This window comes from Waterburya sp. (assembly GCF_058530065.1).
Genome location: NZ_JBZNBU010000116.1, coordinates 1 through 21,897, shown reverse-complemented (window position 1 = coordinate 21,897; position 21,897 = coordinate 1). Strand labels below are relative to the sequence as shown.

General features: G+C 38.7%; 24 protein-coding genes. 9 read left to right on the top strand and 15 right to left on the bottom strand.

Annotated elements, in window-relative coordinates:
- Positions 1-104: 104 nt before the first annotated feature.
- Entirely contained in the window at positions 105-1,088 is a 984-nt protein-coding gene (locus AC33VI_RS07805; protein WP_491781702.1) for a phosphotransferase, read from the bottom strand.
- A gap of 229 nt (positions 1,089-1,317) precedes the next feature.
- Positions 1,318-1,821, bottom strand: coding sequence for a 2TM domain-containing protein (locus AC33VI_RS07800; RefSeq protein ID WP_491781701.1), 504 nt, complete (start codon positions 1,819-1,821; stop codon positions 1,318-1,320).
- Between the two features lie 199 nt (positions 1,822-2,020).
- Between AC33VI_RS07800 and AC33VI_RS07795 the strand changes: the two genes are divergently transcribed.
- The gene (locus AC33VI_RS07795) at positions 2,021-3,187 is read left to right on the top strand and encodes a site-2 protease family protein (RefSeq protein ID WP_491781700.1); all 1,167 of its coding nucleotides are present in this window, start codon (positions 2,021-2,023) and stop codon (positions 3,185-3,187) included.
- Between the two features lie 90 nt (positions 3,188-3,277).
- Here AC33VI_RS07795 and AC33VI_RS07790 read toward each other — a convergent pair whose 3' ends face one another.
- The 4 genes from AC33VI_RS07790 to AC33VI_RS07775 all read right to left on the bottom strand — a co-directional run bounded on the left by AC33VI_RS07790 (position 3,278) and on the right by AC33VI_RS07775 (position 9,277).
- Complete coding sequence (locus AC33VI_RS07790; protein WP_491781699.1) at positions 3,278-5,893, bottom strand: polysaccharide biosynthesis tyrosine autokinase; 2,616 nt, start codon at positions 5,891-5,893, stop codon at positions 3,278-3,280.
- 154 nt (positions 5,894-6,047) lie between these two features.
- On the bottom strand, positions 6,048-7,181 hold the full coding sequence (locus tag AC33VI_RS07785; protein WP_491781698.1) for a DegT/DnrJ/EryC1/StrS family aminotransferase: 1,134 nt from the start codon (positions 7,179-7,181) through the stop codon (positions 6,048-6,050).
- A 54-nt stretch (positions 7,182-7,235) separates the two neighbouring features.
- On the bottom strand, positions 7,236-7,994 hold the full coding sequence (locus tag AC33VI_RS07780) for a sulfotransferase family 2 domain-containing protein (protein WP_491781697.1): 759 nt from the start codon (positions 7,992-7,994) through the stop codon (positions 7,236-7,238).
- Positions 7,995-8,176: 182 nt separating this feature from the next.
- Entirely contained in the window at positions 8,177-9,277 is a 1,101-nt protein-coding gene (locus AC33VI_RS07775; protein WP_491781696.1) for a glycosyltransferase family 4 protein, read from the bottom strand.
- Positions 9,278-9,487: 210 nt separating this feature from the next.
- Here AC33VI_RS07775 and AC33VI_RS07770 point away from each other — a divergent pair, with 210 nt between their 5' ends.
- The gene (locus AC33VI_RS07770; RefSeq protein WP_491781695.1) at positions 9,488-10,468 is read left to right on the top strand and encodes an ABC transporter ATP-binding protein; all 981 of its coding nucleotides are present in this window, start codon (positions 9,488-9,490) and stop codon (positions 10,466-10,468) included.
- An 87-nt stretch (positions 10,469-10,555) separates the two neighbouring features.
- Here the strand turns inward: AC33VI_RS07770 and AC33VI_RS07765 are convergent, their stop codons facing one another.
- Both AC33VI_RS07765 and AC33VI_RS07760 read right to left on the bottom strand, forming a co-directional pair.
- On the bottom strand, positions 10,556-10,918 hold the full coding sequence (locus tag AC33VI_RS07765) for a DUF1815 family protein (protein WP_491781694.1): 363 nt from the start codon (positions 10,916-10,918) through the stop codon (positions 10,556-10,558).
- Between the two features lie 134 nt (positions 10,919-11,052).
- The gene (locus AC33VI_RS07760; protein WP_491781693.1) at positions 11,053-11,829 is read right to left on the bottom strand and encodes a hypothetical protein; all 777 of its coding nucleotides are present in this window, start codon (positions 11,827-11,829) and stop codon (positions 11,053-11,055) included.
- 109 nt (positions 11,830-11,938) lie between these two features.
- On the opposite strand from AC33VI_RS07760, the gene AC33VI_RS07755 reads away from it, so the two are divergent.
- Positions 11,939-12,697 carry an energy-coupling factor ABC transporter ATP-binding protein gene (locus AC33VI_RS07755; protein ID WP_491781692.1) on the top strand — a complete coding sequence of 253 codons (759 nt, stop codon included), beginning with the start codon at positions 11,939-11,941 and terminating at the stop codon, positions 12,695-12,697.
- Positions 12,698-12,708: 11 nt separating this feature from the next.
- On the opposite strand, the gene AC33VI_RS07750 is transcribed toward AC33VI_RS07755, so the two are convergent.
- Positions 12,709-13,479: a response regulator transcription factor gene (locus AC33VI_RS07750; protein ID WP_491781691.1), complete on the bottom strand. Its 771-nt coding sequence runs from the start codon at positions 13,477-13,479 to the stop codon at positions 12,709-12,711.
- Between the two features lie 223 nt (positions 13,480-13,702).
- On the opposite strand from AC33VI_RS07750, the gene AC33VI_RS07745 reads away from it, so the two are divergent.
- Entirely contained in the window at positions 13,703-13,957 is a 255-nt protein-coding gene (locus AC33VI_RS07745) for a DUF6761 family protein (RefSeq protein WP_491781711.1), read from the top strand.
- A gap of 32 nt (positions 13,958-13,989) precedes the next feature.
- Here AC33VI_RS07745 and AC33VI_RS07740 read toward each other — a convergent pair whose 3' ends face one another.
- Positions 13,990-14,358, bottom strand: a complete 369-nt coding sequence (locus AC33VI_RS07740) for an ArsR/SmtB family transcription factor (protein WP_491781690.1) — start codon at positions 14,356-14,358, stop codon at positions 13,990-13,992.
- 173 nt (positions 14,359-14,531) lie between these two features.
- Between AC33VI_RS07740 and bchI the strand changes: the two genes are divergently transcribed.
- From bchI to AC33VI_RS07715, 5 genes are all read left to right on the top strand, one after another.
- Complete coding sequence (gene bchI, locus AC33VI_RS07735) at positions 14,532-15,608, top strand: magnesium chelatase ATPase subunit I (RefSeq protein ID WP_491781689.1); 1,077 nt, start codon at positions 14,532-14,534, stop codon at positions 15,606-15,608.
- 28 nt (positions 15,609-15,636) lie between these two features.
- Positions 15,637-16,461, top strand: coding sequence for an ABC transporter ATP-binding protein (locus tag AC33VI_RS07730; RefSeq protein WP_491781688.1), 825 nt, complete (start codon positions 15,637-15,639; stop codon positions 16,459-16,461).
- Positions 16,462-16,491: 30 nt separating this feature from the next.
- The gene (locus AC33VI_RS07725; protein WP_491781687.1) at positions 16,492-17,688 is read left to right on the top strand and encodes an MlaD family protein; all 1,197 of its coding nucleotides are present in this window, start codon (positions 16,492-16,494) and stop codon (positions 17,686-17,688) included.
- A 111-nt stretch (positions 17,689-17,799) separates the two neighbouring features.
- Positions 17,800-18,210, top strand: coding sequence for a transposase (locus tag AC33VI_RS07720; protein ID WP_491781686.1), 411 nt, complete (start codon positions 17,800-17,802; stop codon positions 18,208-18,210).
- Positions 18,123-18,437: a transposase gene (locus AC33VI_RS07715; protein ID WP_491781710.1), complete on the top strand. Its 315-nt coding sequence runs from the start codon at positions 18,123-18,125 to the stop codon at positions 18,435-18,437. Before AC33VI_RS07720 ends, AC33VI_RS07715 begins: the two co-directional genes overlap by 88 nt.
- Here the strand turns inward: AC33VI_RS07715 and AC33VI_RS07710 are convergent.
- The 5 genes from AC33VI_RS07710 to AC33VI_RS07690 form a co-directional block, all read right to left on the bottom strand.
- Positions 18,387-18,797, bottom strand: coding sequence for a hypothetical protein (locus tag AC33VI_RS07710; RefSeq protein ID WP_491781685.1), 411 nt, complete (start codon positions 18,795-18,797; stop codon positions 18,387-18,389). The genes AC33VI_RS07715 and AC33VI_RS07710 overlap by 51 nt on opposite strands.
- A 147-nt stretch (positions 18,798-18,944) precedes the next feature.
- On the bottom strand, positions 18,945-19,289 hold the full coding sequence (locus AC33VI_RS07705; protein ID WP_491781709.1) for a toxin-antitoxin system HicB family antitoxin: 345 nt from the start codon (positions 19,287-19,289) through the stop codon (positions 18,945-18,947).
- A gap of 79 nt (positions 19,290-19,368) precedes the next feature.
- Entirely contained in the window at positions 19,369-20,184 is an 816-nt protein-coding gene (locus AC33VI_RS07700; RefSeq protein WP_491781684.1) for an alpha/beta fold hydrolase, read from the bottom strand.
- Between the two features lie 39 nt (positions 20,185-20,223).
- Positions 20,224-21,144 (bottom strand): beta-keto acid cleavage family enzyme, encoded by a 921-nt coding sequence (locus tag AC33VI_RS07695; protein WP_491781683.1) that lies wholly within the window; start codon positions 21,142-21,144, stop codon positions 20,224-20,226.
- Positions 21,145-21,192: 48 nt separating this feature from the next.
- Positions 21,193-21,897 (bottom strand): alpha/beta fold hydrolase (locus AC33VI_RS07690; protein ID WP_491781682.1); only part of this gene is annotated, 705 nt, incomplete at its 5' end.

Below are 21,897 nucleotides of genomic sequence, written 5' to 3'. Positions count from 1 at the left end.
CTTATGCGTTAATGACTATACTCAAGGTTTTGAAAACTCGTAGAGAAATTTTCATCTATTGTGTTAACTGATAACAACTTCCCCATCCTTCATCCTTCATTCCTTTAAAATAATTGCCAATCGTGAGAACCCAATCTTTTGAGTTGGTGTAAATGTCTTGTAATATAAAAATCGTCTAATCTAGACCAATTATGAATTGCAGAAGCATTAATGCCGATCGCCCAAGCCCAAATATGAGCCATCTGGGTCAGAGGTTGGAGAGAAGCGAGTTCTAATTCCGTAAGTTCTTGAACTTGTTGGTAGCCAGCCAATAAACCATCTCTCACTTGACGCTGAATACCTGCATTCAAAGAAACTTGCAAAAACTTAGCAATATCAAAAATACGCCAACCATAACCGCACTGATCGAAATCAAATAAAGTTATTTGGTTGTCTGAAGTAAAGTGAACGTTTCCACTATGAGGATCTCCCCAACATACGCTCCAAAGAGGAGATGTTTGTTCCAGACAAGCTAATTGCTGCTGAATTTTGCTAATTTCTCGTTCTAGATATTTTAAATCCCCATGGTTATGACGCAAATAGGGACGAATTACTTCTAGGGAATCATCTAATAAATATTCTAGGTTTAAATCTGGACGAGAAGCATTGGGATCGAATTCTAAAGCCGAACGATGGATCGAAGCTAAAGTTTTCCCCATAATTTTACTCTGGTCGAGATTGAAGTCTCCTTGAGGAACTTCTCCTGGGGCAAAGGGAAATAAAGCAGCATAGCGATCGCCTTCTACTGCCCGAATTGTGACAAATAAATCTCCTGTGGTAGTTTTTAAAGGATTGGCAACAGGAATATTCTGCTGGGACAAAAAATCCAAAAACTCTAGCTCAAATTGAATTTCCGACTTAGTCCGCCAGTGATGGTGGGAAACTTTAAGAATATAGGGCTTTTTTCTGGTTTCAATTAAATAAATATCGCTCAAGCCACGATGCCAAAACAAACACTTTTCGATTGTCCCCAGTTCGTATCTAGAGATAACTCCATCTATTAAGGCTTGAGGAGATAGAGTAGAGTAGATAGCTGGAAAAACACCCATCGCTACCATCGATATTTATGCCCTTTACTAACTACAGATTTATTTGTCTGAAACAACGGTGCGATCGCAATTGATTATCATAACAATCAAAATCATTTTGACTATCTTTGCTCTATTTTCCGATCGCATCTAAAAATTTAGGACAAATAGATACTTAATAAATTAGCTTCTCTTTAGCCCAGTTTAAGTAGCAATTAATACAAAATATTGGGTATTAAGATAAGAACAATTAAGCTTGCCAAGCTTGTTGGATTTTCGTCCAGACTGTAGCGACAGTTTGTTTGACTTCATTTTGAAAACTCCAACGTTGAAATTCTCGCTCGTAGGCTTCACCTCCAGATTGATAGGCTTTCCAACCATTCAAGGCTACTCCCAGTCCCCAAAATAATAAAATATATAAAGACCAAGATAAAGTTCCTGCCACAATCAAATTAAATGAAACTAAGAAAGTGTTAATAATGGCAAATTTAGTTAATTTCTGCTGAAATTTCTGACGGCGATGTAAATTAAAAGACCGACGTTGACTATCTAGAGCTTTTTTAGCCAACCAATCCCGTTCCGCAGATTGGATGATGGCATCGCTAATGTCTAATTCCGCAGCAATTTCCCACAGTTGCTGTCTGCTTAGTTCTTCTTCTGTATGATGGCTAGCGATCGCTAACTGAAGTATTTCTTGGATTTCTTCTTGACTGTAAGAGTTGGGGTAGGACGGCGTTGTATCTGACATATTCATATTGACATCTCTCCACTATATCTATTATGCCCAAGATATGCCCAGTTGTTACCGTAATTTTTAGGACGGTTTTTACTGTAATTGTTAAAATGAACACTTTTTCACAGTTCGTTACAATCTTTTTATAGCCAATAAAAATATAAACCACTTTTATTCAGCAGTGAAATCGTTTATTAGTTTTTAAGTAAAGGAGAATGCCATGAACGGCAACATTCGGATCGGTAACTTATTTGGAATACCTTTTTTTATTAACCCATCGTGGTTTTTTGTCTTGGGATTGGTTACTTGGAGCTATGGTTCTAACTTGACTCAATTTCCAGAATTAACGGGAATAATGCCTTGGTTTTTGGGCTTAGTAGCTGCTTTGTTGCTATTTTCATCGGTTCTCGCTCATGAACTCGGTCACAGTTTTGTTGCTATCTCCCAAGGAATACCAGTCAAATCGATTACTTTATTTATTTTTGGTGGCTTGGCAACCTTAGAAAAAGAATCAGACACTCCCCTACAAGCTTTTCTAGTTGCTGTTGCAGGGCCATTAGTTAGCGTTCTCCTATTCGGTCTCTTTTCTTTTGTAGCAGCTACTGCCACTTTAAGTTTGCCCCTGAAAGCAATTGTTTCTTTAGTAGCGTATATTAACTTGGTATTAGCTCTATTTAATATGATTCCTGGGCTACCTTTAGATGGCGGAAACGTCCTCAAAGCTATTGTTTGGAAAATTACAGGTAATCCCAACAAGGGTATTATTTTTGCGGGAAGAGTGGGTCAAGCAATCGGTTGGTTAGGGATTGGCTTGGGTTTCTTATCTATTTTAGGCATCAGTCAAGTAGGAAGTATTTGGACTCTATTTATCGGTGCTTTCCTTTTACGCAACGCAGGTTTTGCCGCTCAATCTGCCGCAGTTCAAGATAAACTCGGTCAATATACTGCTTTAGATGCGATCGTTGCTGATAGTCCGCTAGTTCATAGCAATCTTACCGTCAGGGAATTTGTGAACGACTACGTAATTGGCAAAGAGAAATGGAAAAAATTTTTGGTAGTGGATGAAGAACAAAATTTACTCGGAGAAATTGCGATCGCTGATTTAAAACAAACTCCTACTTCTCAGTGGAATGAAATTTACATCCATGAGTTGATTCAACCCGTTTCTCCCAAGAATATTATTTCAGCCAATACTTCTTTATTAGATGTAGCTAAAGAGTTTGAAACTAATACTCCCAGAGAGCTAGTAGTTGTAGCAGAAACAGGAAAAGTCTTTGGTTTATTAGATAAAGCTTCAATTATTAATTTAATGGCGCAAGAACAATTAAAAACAGAAAATTTAAAATCAGAATCCGAACCTATCAAAGAAGAATTGATTAATAATTAATGAGTAAATTTTACTGAAGGATAAAAAAAGGGAAGAATATTTTTCTCCCCTTCTTTTAGGTAAAAATGATTTAGTTGTTTAAATTTTCAATTACAAAATTTGCGTACTAGCTTTTTTTCTATTTGCCAAAATTTGTTGATATCGATAGAGTACTTCACGACGCTTTTCTAGATTGCGTTTTTGTCCTACGAGCGTCTCATCAAGCATTCTTTTTCTTTCCTGCTCTTGGTTTAATTGATTTTCCAAGTAAAAACGCTCGTTTTCTGTCGCTACATTAGCTTGACGCTGTAATTTTTTAACTTTCTGACGTTGGCTTAATAACTCTTCTTCTTGTTCTCTTACCAATAAATCTAAATCTCCTAAATCTTGTTGTAGAGATTGCACCATTGCTTCCAGTTTTTCTAGAGGAGCTACCTGAAGTTCTTTTTCTCCCAAATTACCATTCAGTTTATTTTTATTTGACTCCCTAGATATAGAGGAAATAGCATCCCACAATTCACCTTTGGAATCAGCAGCCCTACTTTCGGTTAATCTGTTTTGTTCTTCTACAGCTTGCTGGCTTGCTAGAGCTTGATAATAAAATGGAGTAGACTCAAATTGAGGCGTAATTCCGTTAAAGATAATACCCAATATATTGATTCCCGATTGAGCTAGCATCTCCTTAGTAAATGTTGCTTGAGATCTTTCGACAAATCCAGGTCTGACTACTAGCAAAACTCCATCAGCCATACGACCCATAATGGGAGCATCCGCAGTCATATCTAATGATGGTGTGTCAAAAATGACAAAATCATAACGTTCCGACCAATAGTCCATCAACATTCTCATTCTTTGAGAATCGAGCAAGGTAGCTGGAGAAAGAGTAGCCGTACCAGATGTAAGCAAGTCTAGGTTGGGCATTACTTCGTCAATGGTCATTCGAGGATCTAGCTGTTCGGAGATCACATTGCTCAAACCACTATTGTTATATCTGTCCCAAATGCGATGTTGGTTAGGAGCGTGTAAATTTGCATCAACCAATAGGACTTTATTACCTACTTGTGCCATCGCTGCTGCTAAGTTGGCTGCCACCGTTGATTTTCCTTCTTGAGCAGCAGAACTAGTAATTACTATAGTTTTAGCAATGCGATCGGAGTTTAAAAATTTGATATTAGATTGTAACATCCGATAAGACTCGCTCAAAGGTAGGGAAGGATAATCTCTTACCACTAGTTTGGGAATAGTAGGATCGCGATCCCCTGCCTCTGGCAAACTCAAACGATCTACATTATCCGTACTAGGAATTACACCCAACCAAGTATAGCCATATAGCTGTTTGGCTTCTTCGATAGTTCTAATCGACTTATCGCTAATTTCTAGAAGATAGATTACACCCGCTGCTGCTAATGATGCTAGAGAGGCAGATGCTAAATAGCCTACTCCACGAGAAGAAACAGGAGTAGTCGGCACGACCGCATTAGAAATTACCCTTACGTTCCCTAGGTCTTGGCTTTCAGCAATTTTAACTGTTTCTAGCTGATTCCAAAGAACGTCATAAGAAGATTGATAAGATCTAGCTTGCCTTTCTAATTTACTAAGTTTCTCTTCTAGCTGGGGAACTTTTTTGATTTTCGCTCTTCGACTATCCGCCAATCCTTCTAAACTAACTAACTGTTTTTTCAATCCATCATTGCGGGCTTCTAATCGAATCAGTTGGCTAGTTAATTCTTGTTGAACTACTCCCGATTTATTATTGAGTAATATTTCTACCGCATTAGCTCCTCCTACGGCGGCAGCTTGCTGTTTCAAGCGATTTTTAAAAGAATTAATTTCGTTTTTAAGATCGATAATATTGGGACTATTATCAGTAAATTTTGTTTGAGCGACGGATAGTTGAGATTCAGCCTCTTCCAACCGATCGAGAGTACTGCGAATTTCTGAAGATTGACCGATAGTAGACAGTACAAAGGCCTCTTGAGTAGTTAAACCTAATTTTTCTCGAATGTAATTAGCTTGAGACTCCGCATTGGCTAGCTCGCCACGAGTTCTAACTATTTCGTCTTCTAATTCTTGTTGGGAAGTAATTAACGCTCTCGTATCTTCCGCAGGATTGATAAACTCGTTTGATTCTTTAATTTCTCGTATTTGTGCTTCCGTTTCTCGTAAAGATTTTTCTACTTTCGGAAGTTGCAATTCCAAAAATTCTCTAGCAGCAACCGCTTCAGCTGTATTGACTACTTGGTTGTTTTGTAAGTAGTTTCTAACTAGAGTGTTAACAATTTTTGCTGCTTGTTCGGGGCTTTTACTAGAGTAAGATACCTTGAGAATATCTGTAGATGGTAAAGACCCCACTTTGAGTCTTCTGGCAAAGGCATTTACGCTTAATTTTTGTCCTTCACTATTTCTGAGGCTTAATTGAGGATCTTCAATAGTTTGCTTAATTAAAGGAACGGAACGCAATACCTCTGCTTCAGTAGCAATCGGGTTTCCGCGGTCTGCAATAGGAGAAAATCCTTCTAAAACTTTACCTACATCCGATAAAGTTCCTGTTACTGTGTTTTGCTTGAACTTTAGTTTAGCTTCTGCTTCATAAACATTTTCTTTAAGAGAAGTAGCTATAACGCCTAAAGTCAATATCGATAAAAAAACTACCGAACCTGGCAACCAATGTCTCTTAACGATTTGCCAATATTGATCTAAATCCACAGAGTTTTGAGAGGGGTTCATAAGCAAATGTCACTTTGTAACAATGTAATTTTTAAAATAGTAAAGAATAAATACTTATGTAAATACACTTAAGACATGATAGCCGAAGAATAGTAAAGATATAATAAAGTTTTCTTCAAGATTATCAGCTTCATTATGAAAATTGAAGAAATATTTATCTCGATTGATAAGCTTCTTTTATATTATCGATTACTCTATGCAAATCTTCTTCGGTCAAGTTAGAACCCGAAGGCAAACATAGACCTTTTTGAAATAGTTCTTCTGACACTCCACTATTAAAACACTCACTGCTAGAAAATATGGGTTGTAGGTGCATAGGTTTCCATAGAGGTCTGGTTTCTATATTCTGTTCTGCCAAATGAAGACGAATTCTTTCGCGATCGATACCCGCTACTTCTGGCTCAAAAGTCAAACAACTCAGCCAGTGAGTGCTTCTTCCATAATCTGGTTCGGGCATAAAATTAACTCCAGGCAGATCCCTTAAAGCAGATTTATAGGCGGCAAAATTGCGACAGCGAGCAGCAACTCTATCTTGTAAAACCGCAAGCTGACCTCTGCCAATCCCAGCACAAATATTACTCAGTCGATAATTATAACCAATTTGAGTATGTTCGTAATGAGGTTCGGGATCTCTAGCCTGAGTAGCTAAAAACCGAGCTTGTTCGATTAATTCCTCATCGTCGGAGATTAACATTCCCCCACCAGAAGTAGTAATAATTTTATTTCCATTGAAAGAGAAAATTCCTGTTTTGCCCCAAGTACCAGGAGAAGTATTTTTGTAGGTAGCTCCTAAAGCTTCTGCTGCATCTTCAATCAAAGGCACTTCATAGCGATCGCAAAGCTCTAATATGGGTTCTATATCGGCACTTTGTCCGTATAAATGTACTAGCACTACGGCTTTGGGAAGTTGATTTACTTTAGCTTTTTCGGCTAGAGCTTTTGCCAAAAGATTGGGATCCATGTTCCAAGAACTGCGATCGCTATCTATGAAGACGGGTTTAGCTCCTAAATAGGTAATAGGACTGGCACTAGCGATAAAAGTAAAAGTCGAACAAAATACTTCATCTTCTGCTTTAACTCCTACTAACCTGAGAGCTAAGTGTAAAGCTGCCGTACCTGAAGCTAGGGCAGCAGCATATTTTGTACCGACTGCCTGAGAAAATTCTCGTTCAAAAGCATTTATATGAGGCCCAACAGGGGCAACCCAATTAGTGTCAAATGCCTCAGTGACAAATTTTCGTTCTTGCTCTCCAATATGAGGAGTTGATAATAGAATTTGCTTTTTCACGTTCGGTTTTCAAGTTTTTAATTTTTTTTTTAACACCGTAGTCTGCTATTTGACTCAATTCAATATAGGTTGATAATCAAAAGTCTCAAAATCACGGACAAAAATCCGATTTACTATTTTGATTGATTCATCGTCATAATAATCTAGATATTTTTCCTTGTTAGTGACTTTACTATTTTTGTTTCTGTGAGGAATTTTTAAGTTGTCGTCTAATTCAATGATATTATTCATTTTTCCCAAATCTCGATCCATATTTTCTAATTTGCAAATAAAATCAAATTTGAGATCGCGATCGTTTTCAATATAGCTATATTGATCGGTTGCTCCCACGTATCTCTTAATAAAAGATGAAGGATAGTTAGATACTATATGATCTATAAACAAAACAAAGTTTTTAAAACTACCCTCGGGATACATTTGATAAAAATGTTGAGTAGCCATTTGCTTGAGCCCAATGTATTTACCAATTTGAAACCTCAGACGATTCACTAGAGTTTTTCTTTTGATAGGAGAGTGATATTGATCGCCCCAAACTGAAAATAGCCAGCTATAAGGATTGCGGACAACGGTAAATTTAAAATATTCTTGGGGGTCAATGCCTAATTTATCTAAAATGGGTAATGAATCAGAAAATTTTGCGTGTTGATTGTTAATATGCCAAGTTTTTCTCCATCCCCGTCCAGTCTCTGGCATTCTGGCATTTTTACTTCTATATTTTTCTGATATGTAGGGTGCTAAAAGTGTAGTTATGCTACTACCGCCTGTTTTTTCTATGTGGATAAAAATAATTTTCTTTTTATCTGCAATAATCATTTTTTTATATCTAACTCAAATTAGTCTAATTGGGTAAATAATAATAGGTATTTTTCCAAAAATTCAGCTATATTTTTGATATTTTAGTAGTAATTATTTGTTTGGCTGTTATTCCCAGGAAATAGAGCGAAATAAATACTAAAAATTTTTGAGATTGCTCTCAAAAACAGTCAGAATAAATTCTATTTAGCTCGATTTGCTAGTACTTCTTCATATACAGCTAGAGTTTGTTCGTACATATGTTGAAAAGTAAGCTCTGATTCATATTTCTGACGCGCTAAAATGCCCATACTAGTTCTGGCTGATTCATTTTCAATCAAATAAGCTAATTTTTGTCGTAAAGTTGCTACATCACCACGAGGAATAACATAACCCGTCCGATCTTCAATCACAATTTCTTTGACTCCACCCACATCAGAAGCTACTACTGGCAAGCCCGCTCGCATCGCTTCAATAATCGTACAGGGTAGTCCCTCCCAATTGGATATGAGAGTAAATATTTGTACTTGAGCTAGAATTTCAGCAATATCTTGACGAAACCCTAAAAACTTTACTTTTTTAGTAATCTTTAGTTTGTCTACTTGCTGTTGAGTTTTGAGCATACTTGGCCCATCGCCAATTAAAATTAACTCTGCATTAAGATCTTGAAAAGCCTCAATTAGAGTTGAATGGTCTTTTTGACGATCGAAGCGGGCAATCATCGCCACTTTCACAGGATCTGAAGTTATGGTATCGGCTATAAAATTGGTCGTAATATCTTTCATACCATTATGGACGGTTACTAATCCTTTAGAGTCCATACCTGCTTGAATGCCAATCGAGCGATCGAATTCAGATACACAAATAACTTTATCGGCTAAAGATGCGGTTGCTCTTTCTAAAAAGCGATAAATAGTTCGGTTGGGTTCGGGAATTCCTGTAGTAAAAGACCAACCATGAGCGGTAAACACGCAGGGAATTCCAGCTAGTTTGCCAGCCAAACGACCTAAAATACCAGTTTTACTAGAATGAGCGGCAATTAAATCGGGTTGAAATTCCGAGATAACGTGCATAATATAACGCAAGCTTTTTCCATCGAGAAAAGGATTGATTGGCTTGCGCAAAAATTCACAGGGGATAGATTCAATATTTGCTTGTCTTAAATCTTCGTTAAACACCCCTTGCTGACCTGTCAGAATTAAAACTTTATGACCGTCTTGTTGTAGAGCGATCGCTATATCCTTAACGTGAACTTGTGCGCCACCGATAGCATCAGCCCTGGTAATCACAAATAGAATGTTCATTTGTTATTGGTATTTTTTAAAGTAAATTTAGATATATTGATTTAGTTATACTTACTTTAAGTCAATTTACCTGTGATTGAATATATTTTTTTGATTGAGTAGAAATATTAAATAGATCGCAGGACGACAAATCTAAAATTTGGATGTTAAAAAATAGTTGAATTTGGGGAAATATATAGGCAAATAATCTTTTTCTGTGACTATATATTTATGGATTCTGTTACCGATCTAGCTGCAAATTTATCCCCAAAAGATTCTCTGCCAGTAGTGCAAACTTGGAATTTGGGCAAGGTCTATCGTACTGGCTTTTGGATGAATCATAAAATAGAATCGCTGAAAAATTGCTCCCTGAGCATTTATCAAGGGGAAACTTTTGGTTTATTAGGGCCAAATGGCGCGGGAAAAACCACCCTACTCAAAACGTTACTAGGGATTACTCGTCCTTCTACAGGAAGAGCCGTTATTTTAGGTAAGCCTATAGGCGATCGCGGTGTTAAGCAAAAGATTGGTTACTTGCCCGAAAATGCTTATCTCTATGATTTTTTAACTGCTTGGGAATTTTTAGAATTTATTGCTGGCTTATTTCAAATTCCCCAACCGAAAAAACGGCAGCGAATTAAGGAATTATTAGACCTAGTAGGTTTGGCTCAATCTACTGCCCGTAAAAAGAAACTGAAACAGTATTCTAAAGGGATGTTGCAAAGAGTTGGTATGGCACAAGCCCTAATTAACGATCCTGAAATTGTTTTTTTGGACGAGCCTATGTCAGGATTAGATCCCATGGGACGCTATCGAATGCGAGAAATTGTGATGTCTCTCAAGCAACAGGGGAAAACAATCTTTTTTAATTCTCATGTTTTGTCTGATATCGAGCAAATTTGCGATCGCATTGCTTTTTTGGCTTTGGGAGAATTAATTTGCCAAGGATCTTTAGACGAACTTTTAGGTACTAATAACGCCTATCAGGCAACGGTCAAGGGCGGTAATTTTCAAGTTTTAGAACCTTGGATGAGCCATCTAACTCAAGATAATAACCGCTGGCACGGTCAATTGAAAGTCAACCCAGAACGTTTTGTCAGTGAGCTAGAGTCTGCTGAGGCTGAGTTAGTTAGCATTCAATTAGCCAGACCATCTTTAGAAGAATTTTTTATGCAGCAGCTGCGGGAAAGGGGTATCGAGGTTAGTCGTTAAATATTCTGACCAATAAATTTAATACCGTAGTTAATCAATTAACTGCGGTATCTTAGTTCAAGATCAACCATAAGGCACAACTTCTAACTAAACACGCTGTAAAGTTTGTTGATCGTCGGATTTATCGGACCGAGAACTTGTTGGCTGTACTTGGTATTTAATCAGATCTGCTAAATCTTGTAGTTGGTTAATTGCTTCTGCACCTTCGAGCTTCATTAACTCCCGATCGTCTCGCATTTCAGTCCAGGTAATTCCATAATCTGAGACTAAAAATCTAATTAAATGATCGTCTTTCAAGCTAACCATAAATGAAGCACTGTTCATTTCTCCGCCACAAGTGTAGCAAGATGCTAAATAACCTTTATTTTCTAGAACGATCGCCAAAGCCTGAAGATTCATGACTAAGTCTCGAACGAATTGGCGATGCTGCTGTGCAAGTCTGATAAACACTTTGTTCCTCCGAACACCTTAGATTTCATTGTAAACGCCAGGCGTTTTTTTTTATATTTTCTTAAGATTTCTTGTATTAATACTTCAGCAATCATTAATTATCTTTATTAGTGTAGCCAAGACTTACTCAAAGATTATGTGTTTATTGATTCAATTGTTTGAGTTTGCAAAGAAATCGCACACAATGGAACAATAGTATTATCCTGCAAAACTGCTTCTAGATTGAATTCTACTAATTCTGGTATCCCAGCCACAGATAAAGAAAATTCAAAACCACATTCATGGGCGGTGGGTATATCGGGATATTGACTGGCTATTTTAGGTCGGCGAAGATTAACCATAGTAGTTAAGATTTTTTGATTCTGATGGACAATCTGCAAATTTTTGGCTTCAGCTTGTTTGCCCAATACCCAACCCTTAACAACCAGCGCGCCAGTGGTAATTACAAATTCCACATTGGGAGTAATAATGCCAAAACCCCATAAGGTATCAAAGTTTTCTTTGGGTAAGATTTTTTTAATTTCTGTAACCTTAATCGGAGTTTGAATCTGTTGCATCCAGTTTTGAGAACGATTTAGAGCTTTTTTAGCCTGAGTTAGCTGAGACTTGAGAAGATTGAGTTGTTTTTGCTGCTCGAACAGATCTTTTTTGTAACGCTGAACTTCGGCTTCTGCTTTTTGTAGTTTTAGCTGGGTTTCTCCCAATTCAATTTGAAAGCCTTGATTGATCTGTAGTTGTGCCTTACTTTGTGCTAATTCTTTTTCTGCTTGTTGAAGATTTACTTTTAATTCTTTTAGGTCGGATTCCATTTTTTGCAGTCGAGCTTGAGCTTCCGAAGCTTGCTGTGCTTTTTGTTCGTATTTTTCTAAGTTTCCATCAGACAGCCAATTAGCAAGTTTTGTCAGCTTCACATTAATTACTCCTCAAAGAAAGTTACGAAATGAAATTTTACTCCGTTAAATTTTACCCCAAGATTTTCAATATGCTGGAGAATAAAAGCAATATACCTTGGAATAGTTGATGAGCCATCGCTTAAGTCAATCGATTTTACGTCTGGAAAAAGTTAGCTTGCAAGCTACTATAGGAGCGGATTATTTAGTTCGAGATATTTCTTTTGAGATTAAAGCAGGAGAAAAAGTAGCAATTATTGGCACTTCTGGAGCGGGAAAAACCTCTTTACTGAGATTGCTCAATCGTTTAACAACTCCTCAACAAGGAAAAATTTATTTTCAAAATGCACTGGCGGATAAATTCACCGCTATTGAGCTACGCAGACGGATAATTTTAGTTTCTCAAGAGCCTAAATTACTAGGAATGAAGGCGATCGATGCTCTGGGGTATCCTTTACGATTGCAACGGCTATCGGAGGCAGAAATTAGTCAAAGAATAGATACCTGGAGCGATTTATTGGGTATTGCTCAAGAATGGTTGCTTAAAACCGAGCTTCAACTGTCCTTGGGGCAGAGGCAATTAATTGCGATCGCCAGAGCCTTAGTCATGAGCCCTGAAATACTATTACTCGACGAGCCTACTTCTGCTTTGGATCTAGGTACTACAACTAGAGTTTTACGAGTATTGACAGAACTAAATCAAAGTCAAAATCTAACCATTGTCACCGTCAGCCATCAGTTGAAGTCCATCGAAAATTTCTGCGATCGCATTCTTTACCTAAATCGGGGAAAACTAGAAGCAGATCTTCCTGCTAGTAAAACAAACTGGCAGCAATTAGCCGATAAATTAGTAGAGTCAAAATCCCAAGAAGAACGAGAATGGAATTAATGGTTCTGTGGTTAAACTCTGCGGGAAAAACGACTGATGGCGCCAGAAGCGAGAGGTAAACTATTATTTTTGCTATCGCTATCATCTTCTGATTCGACTAACTCAGGGTTAAAACGATAGCCCACATTACGTACTGTTTGAATTATATTGGGCTGTCGTGGATTTGATTCGATTTTTTTCCTCAAAGAAAGAACGTGAGTATCTACGGTACGGGGATTATCGATCGCATCAGGCCAAGCCCGTTGTAATAATTCGGAACGACTAAGGGGATTTCCTTGAGCTTGAGCTAGCACATAAAGTAAACTAAATTCTTGAGGAGTTAGTTCGATAAAACTATTTTTGAGTTTGACTCTTCGTTGTGCTAAATCTATTTTGAGGTCTTTACACTCCATAGAAAGAGGAACTGAATTATTTAATCGAGTCCTTCTAATTAGAGCTTCCACTCTTGCTAAAAACTCTTGCATTCCAAAAGGTTTGGTCAAGTAATCATCAGCACCAGTTTTAAGCCCTCTAACAATATCTTGTTCGTTGTTGCGGGCTGATAACAAAAGAATTAGAGCTTTTTGTTGATCGTATAGCCAGCGAGATAACTCTAAACCATCTCCGTCTGGCAAGTCGGAATCGATAATTACTAACGCTGGCTGATGTCGATAGAAAGCATCTCGACCCTGTTGTAGGCTAGCAGACTGACTTACAACATAGCCTGATTGTTGTAAATGCCAACCTAATAGCGAACGCAAGTGAGGATTACTTTCAACTATTGATATGCGTGCTGAAGTCACTTTTGCCTCATTAAATTGGAGAAAATTTCTCTTATGAATAAGGCTATCACCCCCATTCTGAATATTTTGTAGCGATAGTTACTAGGGCGTATTACAAATGCTTCAAACAAAAAAAAGTGATTATTAAAAGCTAAAGGATTAAAATAATGAAAAGCTAAAAAACTTAACAACAGTTAAGCTGGTATCAACATCTAGAATTACTTCGATTTTTGACATAATGATGATTTTGCAAGATCCCAAAGCAATCCGCCACTATCAAAAGATAACCGATGGAATGATCGATCTATGGCGAAGACGCTACAGTTTTGAAGAAATTAGGTTGTATATGGATGGTTATATTACTTGTTTGCGTAATAGTGATTTTGTCGAACAACACCAAATTCACCGTTTGGAAGAGCAAGTGCTGGGTTTTTTAAGAGATCCTTCTAATTTTGAGTTGTCATATCCTCAGACAGAAACTGAAACCGACCGCTGGTAATTCAGTCTGAAACATTGTAATTTTTATATTGATTAATATTGTATATTGACTGGGATTTTGCCGCTCGATATTTTGGCGCTCTGATTGCCTAAATGTATCAACTCTAACTGTTGATTTTGCTGTTGAAATTGAGCCGAGAGGGCATCACAAACAAGATCGCATAACTCAAATAGAAAAGGATTGGCAATTTGATAGTAGACGCAAATTCCCTTCTGTTCGCGGGCGACGATGCCAGCTTTGGTGAGCATATTCAAATGTTTAGAAACATTGGCTTGTCCCAAACCTGTTTTTTCCACAATCTCACTGACGTTTTTTGCTCCAGTTTTCAAGCAACAGACAATGACTACCAAGTGAAGTTTAAAGCGCGCGAGTTCGAGTTTAAACAATTGTCCATTGTCCATTGATAAAAGTTATTTTGTGTTACTCAAGTTGTCTAGCTGAGGCAACCTGAAACATGGCACAATAAAAGACGCTGGGCGACAGTAAATGTCCCCCGAGCTATCCAATCTTATTAAAAAAAAATTAACGGTTAACTCTGAGCTTTAAAATAATTGCTCCATAAACAAAAATTAATATGACTGCAACACTTCAAGAAGCACCAACCAAAACTCGTCGTCAAGTTTTTCCTTTCACTGCTATTGTCGGACAAGAAGAAATGAAACTTGCCCTTTTGCTCAATGTCATCGATCCCAAGATTGGTGGGGTGATGATTATGGGCGACCGCGGTACGGGAAAATCTACTACGATTAGAGCTTTGGCAGATTTGTTACCAGCAATCGATGTAGTAGAAGGAGATCCTTTCAACAGCGATCCTAACGATCCTGACTTGATGAGCGATGAAGTCAAACAAAAAATCGAACAGCAGCAACCAATCAACACGGTTAAAAAGAAAGTTCAGATGATTGACTTGCCCCTTGGTGCGACGGAGGATAGAGTCTGCGGTACGATAGACATTGAAAAAGCTCTATCGGAAGGGGTTAAAGCCTTTGAGCCTGGATTGTTGGCAAAAGCCAATCGCGGTATTCTCTATGTAGATGAGGTTAACCTTCTCGACGATCATTTAGTAGATGTCCTGCTAGACGCTGCTGCTGGGGGTTGGAACACTGTGGAAAGAGAAGGTATTTCAATTCGCCATCCCGCTCAATTTGTCATGGTAGGTTCGGGAAACCCCGAAGAAGGAGAACTACGTCCCCAACTTCTAGATCGTTTTGGTATGCACGCCGAGATTCGTACGGTCAAAGAGCCAGATCTGCGAGTTCAGATTGTCGAACAAAGGGCAGAATTTGACGGCAACCCCAACGAATTTAGCAATAAATATGAGGCAGAACAAACCGCATTACAAAATAAAATCGTTCAAGCTCAAGAATTGCTTCCTTCCGTAACAATTGATTACGATTTACGAGTCAAAATCTCGGAAATTTGCTCCGAATTAGATGTAGATGGTTTGCGGGGAGATATTGTCACCAATCGTGCTGCTAAAGCGATCGCAGCCTTTGAAGGACGTACAGAAGTTACCGTAGATGATATCCGTCGCGTAATCGTTCTCTGTCTGCGCCATCGCCTGCGCAAAGACCCTCTAGAGTCGGTTGATTCTGGCTATAAAGTAGAAAAATCCGTAGCTCGTGTATTTGGGCTAGAACTAGAAGAGTAAAGCTAAAGCCAGATTAAACTCTTAAACTATGGCAGTAACCACAGACAATTACAAAACAATAAACCAAGATGAAACAACTCCTTTAATCGAACTGAAGGGAGTCAGCAAATCCTTTGGAAGTAATGTAATTTTAGGCCGCGTAAATCTTAGGGTAGAGCCTGGAGAAGCCTTGGTAATTATTGGTCCTTCAGGAACGGGAAAATCAACCATTTTAAGGATGATTGCGGGGTTGCTGCCCATTGATGAGGGGGCAATATACATTAAAGGTCAAAAAAGAGAAGGGTTGATTGAAGACCAAGAAGATCCTATTGGGATCAGCATGGTTTTCCAACAAGCTGCACTATTTGATTCTTTGACAGTTGAAGAAAATGTCGGCTTTACTCTCTATCAACACTCCAATCTCAGCAATTCCAAGATTAAAGAGCTAGTTAATGAAAAACTAGAAATGGTAGGCTTAATGGGTACTGGAAAACGTTTTCCTTCAGAACTGTCAGGAGGGATGCGCAAAAGAGTCAGTTTTGCTAGGGCGATTATGTATAATCCAGACAACCCCAAAAGTAGACCAGAAATTATTTTATATGACGAACCCACCGCAGGTCTAGATCCAATTGCCTCGACGGTAATTGAAGATTTAGTACGGAATTTACAGTGTACAAAACGAGCTTGTGGCACTTATATTATGGTTAGTCACCAAGACAGTACTATTCGTCGTACTGCCGATCGTGTAGTATTTTTATATGGTGGAAAAATTCAGTGGCAAGGTACAGTAGAAGAAATCGATACTACCAATAATCCTTTAGTCAGACAGTTTTTCAGTGCTAGCGTTGAAGGTCCAATTCGCGTGGTTGAGTAAAATAATCATCATCTAAGTAAGAGGAAAAATATGCGATCGCGCACCCTAAAAGAAGGTTCGGTTGGCTTAATGATTGTTGGGGGAATTGCCCTATTTGCCACCTTCGCTCTTTGGTTAAGAGGTTTCCAGTTTGGCGAGAAAAGCTATACAATTGTTGCCGATTTTCCCGACGTTAATGGTATTCGATTGGGGGATGGAGTCCGCTATCGAGGTTTGAGAGTGGGCAAAATTGAATCGATTGAGCCTAGAACCAACGGAGTAGATGTAGTAATTGCGATCGACTCTTCAGATTTATTAATTCCCAGCGATTCGATTGTCAAAGCTCGCAGTGCGGGACTAATTGGAGAAACCTTCGTTGATATTGTTCCTCAATCGGACTTACCCACCTCCAACCAAAATCTCAGCCCTTTGGGGGAGAAATGCGACTCATCGAAAATTCTTTGCAACCAAGAGCGCATTCAAGGAGAAAGAGCAATTACTCTGGATGATATTTTACCCTTTACCTATCGTTTTAGTAAGGCTTTTAGCGACCCAGAATTTGTTGCCAATGTCGATACTACCCTAAAAAAATCTTCCATAGTAGCAGATGAAATTGCTAATTTGAGTCGCAACACCTCTTTGTTAGTTCAACAGCTACAGGGAGAGGTGGATAATATTTCTACAGTGACTGAAACGGTTAACAACATTGCTACCAACACCTCTAGCGAATTGATTGCAACGGCACAAACTTACCAAGAAACTGCCAAGCAAATCAGTCGGCTGACTGAAACGGTAGAATCGTTAATCGAGCAAAATAAAACTAATTTGACTGCTACTTTGGATAGTATCACTACCACGAGCGATCGCTTGCAAGGTTTGGTAACTAAAATTGATCAAACCGTCGATACTGCGGATACAGAACAACTGGCAGCTAATTTAGCCACTCTGACGGAAAATGCAGCAGTAGCATCGGAGAACTTAAAAAATGTTTCCGAAAGCTTTGGCAATCAAGAAAGTATAGTTAATCTCCAACAAACTTTAGATTCTGCTAGAGTCACTTTTGACAACGCCCAAAAAATTACCTCAGATTTAGAAACAATTACGGGCGATCCTGCTTTTTTAGAGAATTTCCGTACTTTAGTTGATGGCTTGAGCAATTTAGTTTCCTCTACCGAACAACTAGACCGACAAATTCAAACTAGTAAAGCGATCGAACCCATGCAAGAAGCTTTATCTATCGAAGATTAAATCTCGGATGCGGGTAAAACATAAGAGACTGTTCGTAAAATATTGTAAATAGAGAGATAAATTGAATTATCCAAGGATGTATCACAAAGATAAAGAGCAGTAATTTAGAAAATGACGAGAAAGCCTTATCCTTCAGACTTGAATGATGATGAATGGGAACTAATCAAATCTCTAATCCCTTCTCATAGAGGAGTAGGACATCCCCAAACTGTAGAACGTAGAGAGATTGTTAATGCAATTCTGTACTGGGCAGATAAGGTCATCAAATGGAGAGCGATGCCTCACGATTTTCCATCATGGTCAACAGTATACGATTACTATAGCCGTTGGACAAAAACAGGTTTTTGGGAAAGTATCAACCAAAAACTACTCAAAGTTATCAGAAAAAGTGAGGGTAAAAATGAGGAGCCTAGTCTAGTAATTATTGATAGCCAATCAGTGAAAACTGTGGAAAAAAGGGGGGAGAACAGGGGATTGACGGCAACAAGAGGGTCAAAGGTCGCAAACGACACATTGTCGTAGATACTCAAGGAATGGTACTGAATTGCTTTGTTAGTGCTGCCAATTTAGCAGATGTCAAAGGAGCAAAAGTGGCTCTAGCACCTGTATTAGAGGATATGGTCAGAATTGAAACCATTCTTGCCGACCAGTCATACAGAGGTTCACTCGCTGAAATCTTGTCTCAAGCTCATCACTGCCTACTCAAGATAACGAATATTAGGAAAGTTCTCCTTAATTTCTTCGATTAGCTCTTCTGTTTGAATGCCTTGTGCAGCAAAACGAATTAGCAATTCTATAGCATTGCCCTGTGTCCAATCATATCTTCCCCAAGCTATTTCTCGAAGAAACGGAATAGCAGTCTCGCCAAGATTGTAAATAATTTCAAAAATGGCAAACTGACAAGCACGAAGCCATCCACCTAAACCATATTTTTCAACAGTATAAAAATTAGGCTTACTGGGTGGATTGTGAAAAAATCTATATAGACTATTCAAATTATCTATTTCAACAGAGCTAGCAATTTCTTTTGCCTTAGCGCGAAATTTAATATTCAAACCATTGACAAGTAGATGTTCTGCCAAAATACTAATAGCTGTTTCTATCCTCAATTTATTCTCTCTACAAAATTATTTATTATTAATTGAATTATATTTTGTTACTATTGTTGAATATCGAGAACGATACCAGTAGTTCCAAAGCGAAATTAGTTTTATCTTATTCTGCGATAGAGCGATCGCCTGATCCAAACTATCAAACTATGTAATCTCTAGCCAATTTCTGTCAACTAAAGCATTAAGAGAAATCCCTGCTTTTGTAGCTTCTAAAACTAAATTACGATGAATTCTTTTATCTATTCTGACATTGAATTGTCCGCTATATTCTTTCCTAGAAGGTGCAATGGGAATCTCTTCTCCATCATCGCGATAGCAGTCTTTCATTCCTTCCCAAGCAACATACAACTCATCTAAAGCTGATTCGGGAGTATCAGCAAAAGCAGAAACATTAGGTAACTCTACCAAGAGTGCCAGCCATTCACCATCTTCGTCTAAATAAATATTGATAGTAAATCCATCCCAGTCATATTTATCTGGTCTTTTAATTTGAATTTTCTCGTTCATACTGTTCTAAAAATTGTTTTACTTGATCAGCTTTGGCTTTACCATCTTTGAACCCCTTCATCTATTCATTTAAGAATTTGAGTACTACCTCAGCTATTTCTTCAGGCATTTGGTTCATCATACAGATTGTTCCTGCTTCAAATTCAACTTCTTGACCGTGGGGAATTGCTTTAGCCACAAAATGACGATTTTCTGCCATTGCCAAGCCCAATCTTTCAAATTCTTGCACGTCATCTAATCCCCATAGGATTAAAGCTGGACACTTAATCATAGCTAGACGCTCTTCAGCCTCTAGACAATATTCTCCTACTGCCCAAACAGCATACAGAGGATAATTAAAACACTTGAAATCATCTAAAACCCAACGATGATTTAATTCTGCCGAACCCACATATCGCGATCGCGCTTGCCATCTTTGCATCAAGTGAGAGCCATCTTCTTGTATCTTGAATCCCTTCTCAAACAATTCCCCTAGCTTGGCTTTTCCTGCTTCACCAAAACCCGCCACATTACCTAAAATAACCTTATCAACGCGATCGCTATAGGCTGCTGCTACTTCTGTTGCCACAAAAGCCCCTGTATGATTGCCTAAAATACTAGTTTTGGCAATATCTAGTTCGTCCAAAAGAGCAATTACGGTTTTAGCGTAGTCAGCAATGGTATACATTCTGGGGGGTTTATCCGAATCACCAAAGCCCATAAAATCCATAGCTATGACTCGTCGCTCTTGAGCCAGAATGGGCATTATCTCGCGATATTCATCACTACTGCGAGGGTTCATATGGAGTAATAGTAAAGACTCCCCCTCTCCACCAATGCGATAGTGAATCTGCCCATCTTCCGTATCTAAAAAAGCTCTTTTAATTTTGTGTTTCATCGATCATTTATCATTAAACATTAATCGTCAATAATTTTCCTAAACCAAAGCTGCTGACCGAGTAGGCAGTTGCGGTCGCTGAGGCAAGTTGAGAATCTCCCGCGTCTGTGCTGGCGTTGCCACCTCGCGCTCGAGAGTATATGCCATCTTCGCCACCATTTCTACCAATTCGCCGTTGTGTGGCTTCCCGAAGCGAGAATAGTGATGATCCCCCAGCCCAATTCCAACGTGTCCGCCCAGTGTAATCGCCCAAGCTGCCACCCTCATCACGTCTCCATTCCAGCATAGTGCAAGCCATTGGTTGTCATTAGGAACTTCAGCGATGAAAGCTTGTAATCCAGAGATAGTTGGCGCAGCACCTGCTGGCATTACTTCCCCAGTAAACACAAATTCCCACAATGTATTTTTGGGCAAGAGTCCCATTTCTTGAAAACAACGGGCTGTTCGCATCTGACCTACATCCCAACAGACAGAACTGACATGGACATTGTATTTCTGGAATACTTCCAGCACTGCCATGAGGTTGGCGCGAGTATTAACGTAAACTTGGTCGTAAGTAACAAATTGCTTCTCTTGGGGATTCCAAAAATCCACGTTAAGAGAGCCAAAATCTACAGGTGCCATATCCACTCGCAATACAGGATTATCGTTTACTGCTAAAATGTGTCGGACGCGATCTTCTATCTGATTTTGCGTGATATAACCAAGAGTGGGATGGATTAGCATATCTGTTTGTTCGCGAATGCCCTGCATGACTTCTAGATAAAGTTCAATATCATTACAAGGCTTTCCTGTCTGGGAATCTCGTCCATGCCAATGAAAAATTGATGCACCTGCTTCCCAAGCACGTACAGCTTCTCGAACAATTTCTTTTGGGCTATAAGGAAGTGCGGAATTGTCCCTTCGATAGGCGATCTCGTTACAGCGACATTCAATGATAACTGGCAATTCACTTTTCATTTTATTTGTCCTACTAACTGTAAAACTTTTTTTCGATTGTTACGGCATTTACTTTGTCTCTGTCAGAAAATCGTTAACTATATCTGTGATCGCTTTTGGCATCTGATTCATCATCCACAGAGTTCCCTTGGCTAGTTCGATCTTCTGACTATGGGGAATTGCTTCTGAAAGCCAAAGTTGATTCTCTGGTTTAGCTAAACCAGCTTTGATCAGAGGTTCTAAGGCTTTTTGTCCTGACAAAACTAAAGTAGGGCAGGCGATCGAGGAAAATTGTTCTTTAGCTTCAAGAAAGTAGTTGGTTGCTGCCATAGCAGGATAGATCGGAGAACCAAAACATTTTAAATCGTCGATTACACAACGATGATTTAATTCTTGGTTGTCAAGGACATTCATTCGAGCTTTCCATCTTGCTATGAGGTGAGAGCCATCCTCTTTAAGGTCAAATCCCGCAGTATATTTCTGAAGAATTTTCTCTTGCTCCTCTCGGTCAAACCCAGGCACATTGCAGAGAATTAACTTCTCAACTCGCTCTGGATAAGCGACTGCTATTGCTCCCGCGATATACCCCCCCGTAAGACTCCCAAGTACACTGCATTTTTCAATGCCCAATTCATTTAATAATGCGATCACATTTTTAGCATAGTCGGCAACTGAATATTCTCTAGGAGGTTTATCCGAATCACCTAAGCCCATCAAATCCAGAGCGATTACTTGTCTCTCTTGAGCCAAAAGAGGCAGTAGTTCCAAAAATTC

Coding starts and splice junctions, on each gene's coding strand:
- AC33VI_RS07805 (WP_491781702.1), bottom strand. CDS start 1,088: ATGGGTGTTTTTCCAGCTATCTACTCTACTCTATCTCCTCAAGCCTTA.
- AC33VI_RS07800 (WP_491781701.1), bottom strand. CDS start 1,821: ATGAATATGTCAGATACAACGCCGTCCTACCCCAACTCTTACAGTCAA.
- AC33VI_RS07795 (WP_491781700.1), top strand. CDS start 2,021: ATGAACGGCAACATTCGGATCGGTAACTTATTTGGAATACCTTTTTTT.
- AC33VI_RS07790 (WP_491781699.1), bottom strand. CDS start 5,893: ATGAACCCCTCTCAAAACTCTGTGGATTTAGATCAATATTGGCAAATC.
- AC33VI_RS07780 (WP_491781697.1), bottom strand. CDS start 7,994: ATGATTATTGCAGATAAAAAGAAAATTATTTTTATCCACATAGAAAAA.
- AC33VI_RS07775 (WP_491781696.1), bottom strand. CDS start 9,277: ATGAACATTCTATTTGTGATTACCAGGGCTGATGCTATCGGTGGCGCA.
- AC33VI_RS07770 (WP_491781695.1), top strand. CDS start 9,488: ATGGATTCTGTTACCGATCTAGCTGCAAATTTATCCCCAAAAGATTCT.
- AC33VI_RS07755 (WP_491781692.1), top strand. CDS start 11,939: ATGAGCCATCGCTTAAGTCAATCGATTTTACGTCTGGAAAAAGTTAGC.
- AC33VI_RS07740 (WP_491781690.1), bottom strand. CDS start 14,358: ATGGACAATGGACAATTGTTTAAACTCGAACTCGCGCGCTTTAAACTT.
- bchI (WP_491781689.1), top strand. CDS start 14,532: ATGACTGCAACACTTCAAGAAGCACCAACCAAAACTCGTCGTCAAGTT.
- AC33VI_RS07730 (WP_491781688.1), top strand. CDS start 15,637: ATGGCAGTAACCACAGACAATTACAAAACAATAAACCAAGATGAAACA.
- AC33VI_RS07725 (WP_491781687.1), top strand. CDS start 16,492: ATGCGATCGCGCACCCTAAAAGAAGGTTCGGTTGGCTTAATGATTGTT.
- AC33VI_RS07720 (WP_491781686.1), top strand. CDS start 17,800: ATGACGAGAAAGCCTTATCCTTCAGACTTGAATGATGATGAATGGGAA.
- AC33VI_RS07700 (WP_491781684.1), bottom strand. CDS start 20,184: ATGAAACACAAAATTAAAAGAGCTTTTTTAGATACGGAAGATGGGCAG.
- AC33VI_RS07695 (WP_491781683.1), bottom strand. CDS start 21,144: ATGAAAAGTGAATTGCCAGTTATCATTGAATGTCGCTGTAACGAGATC.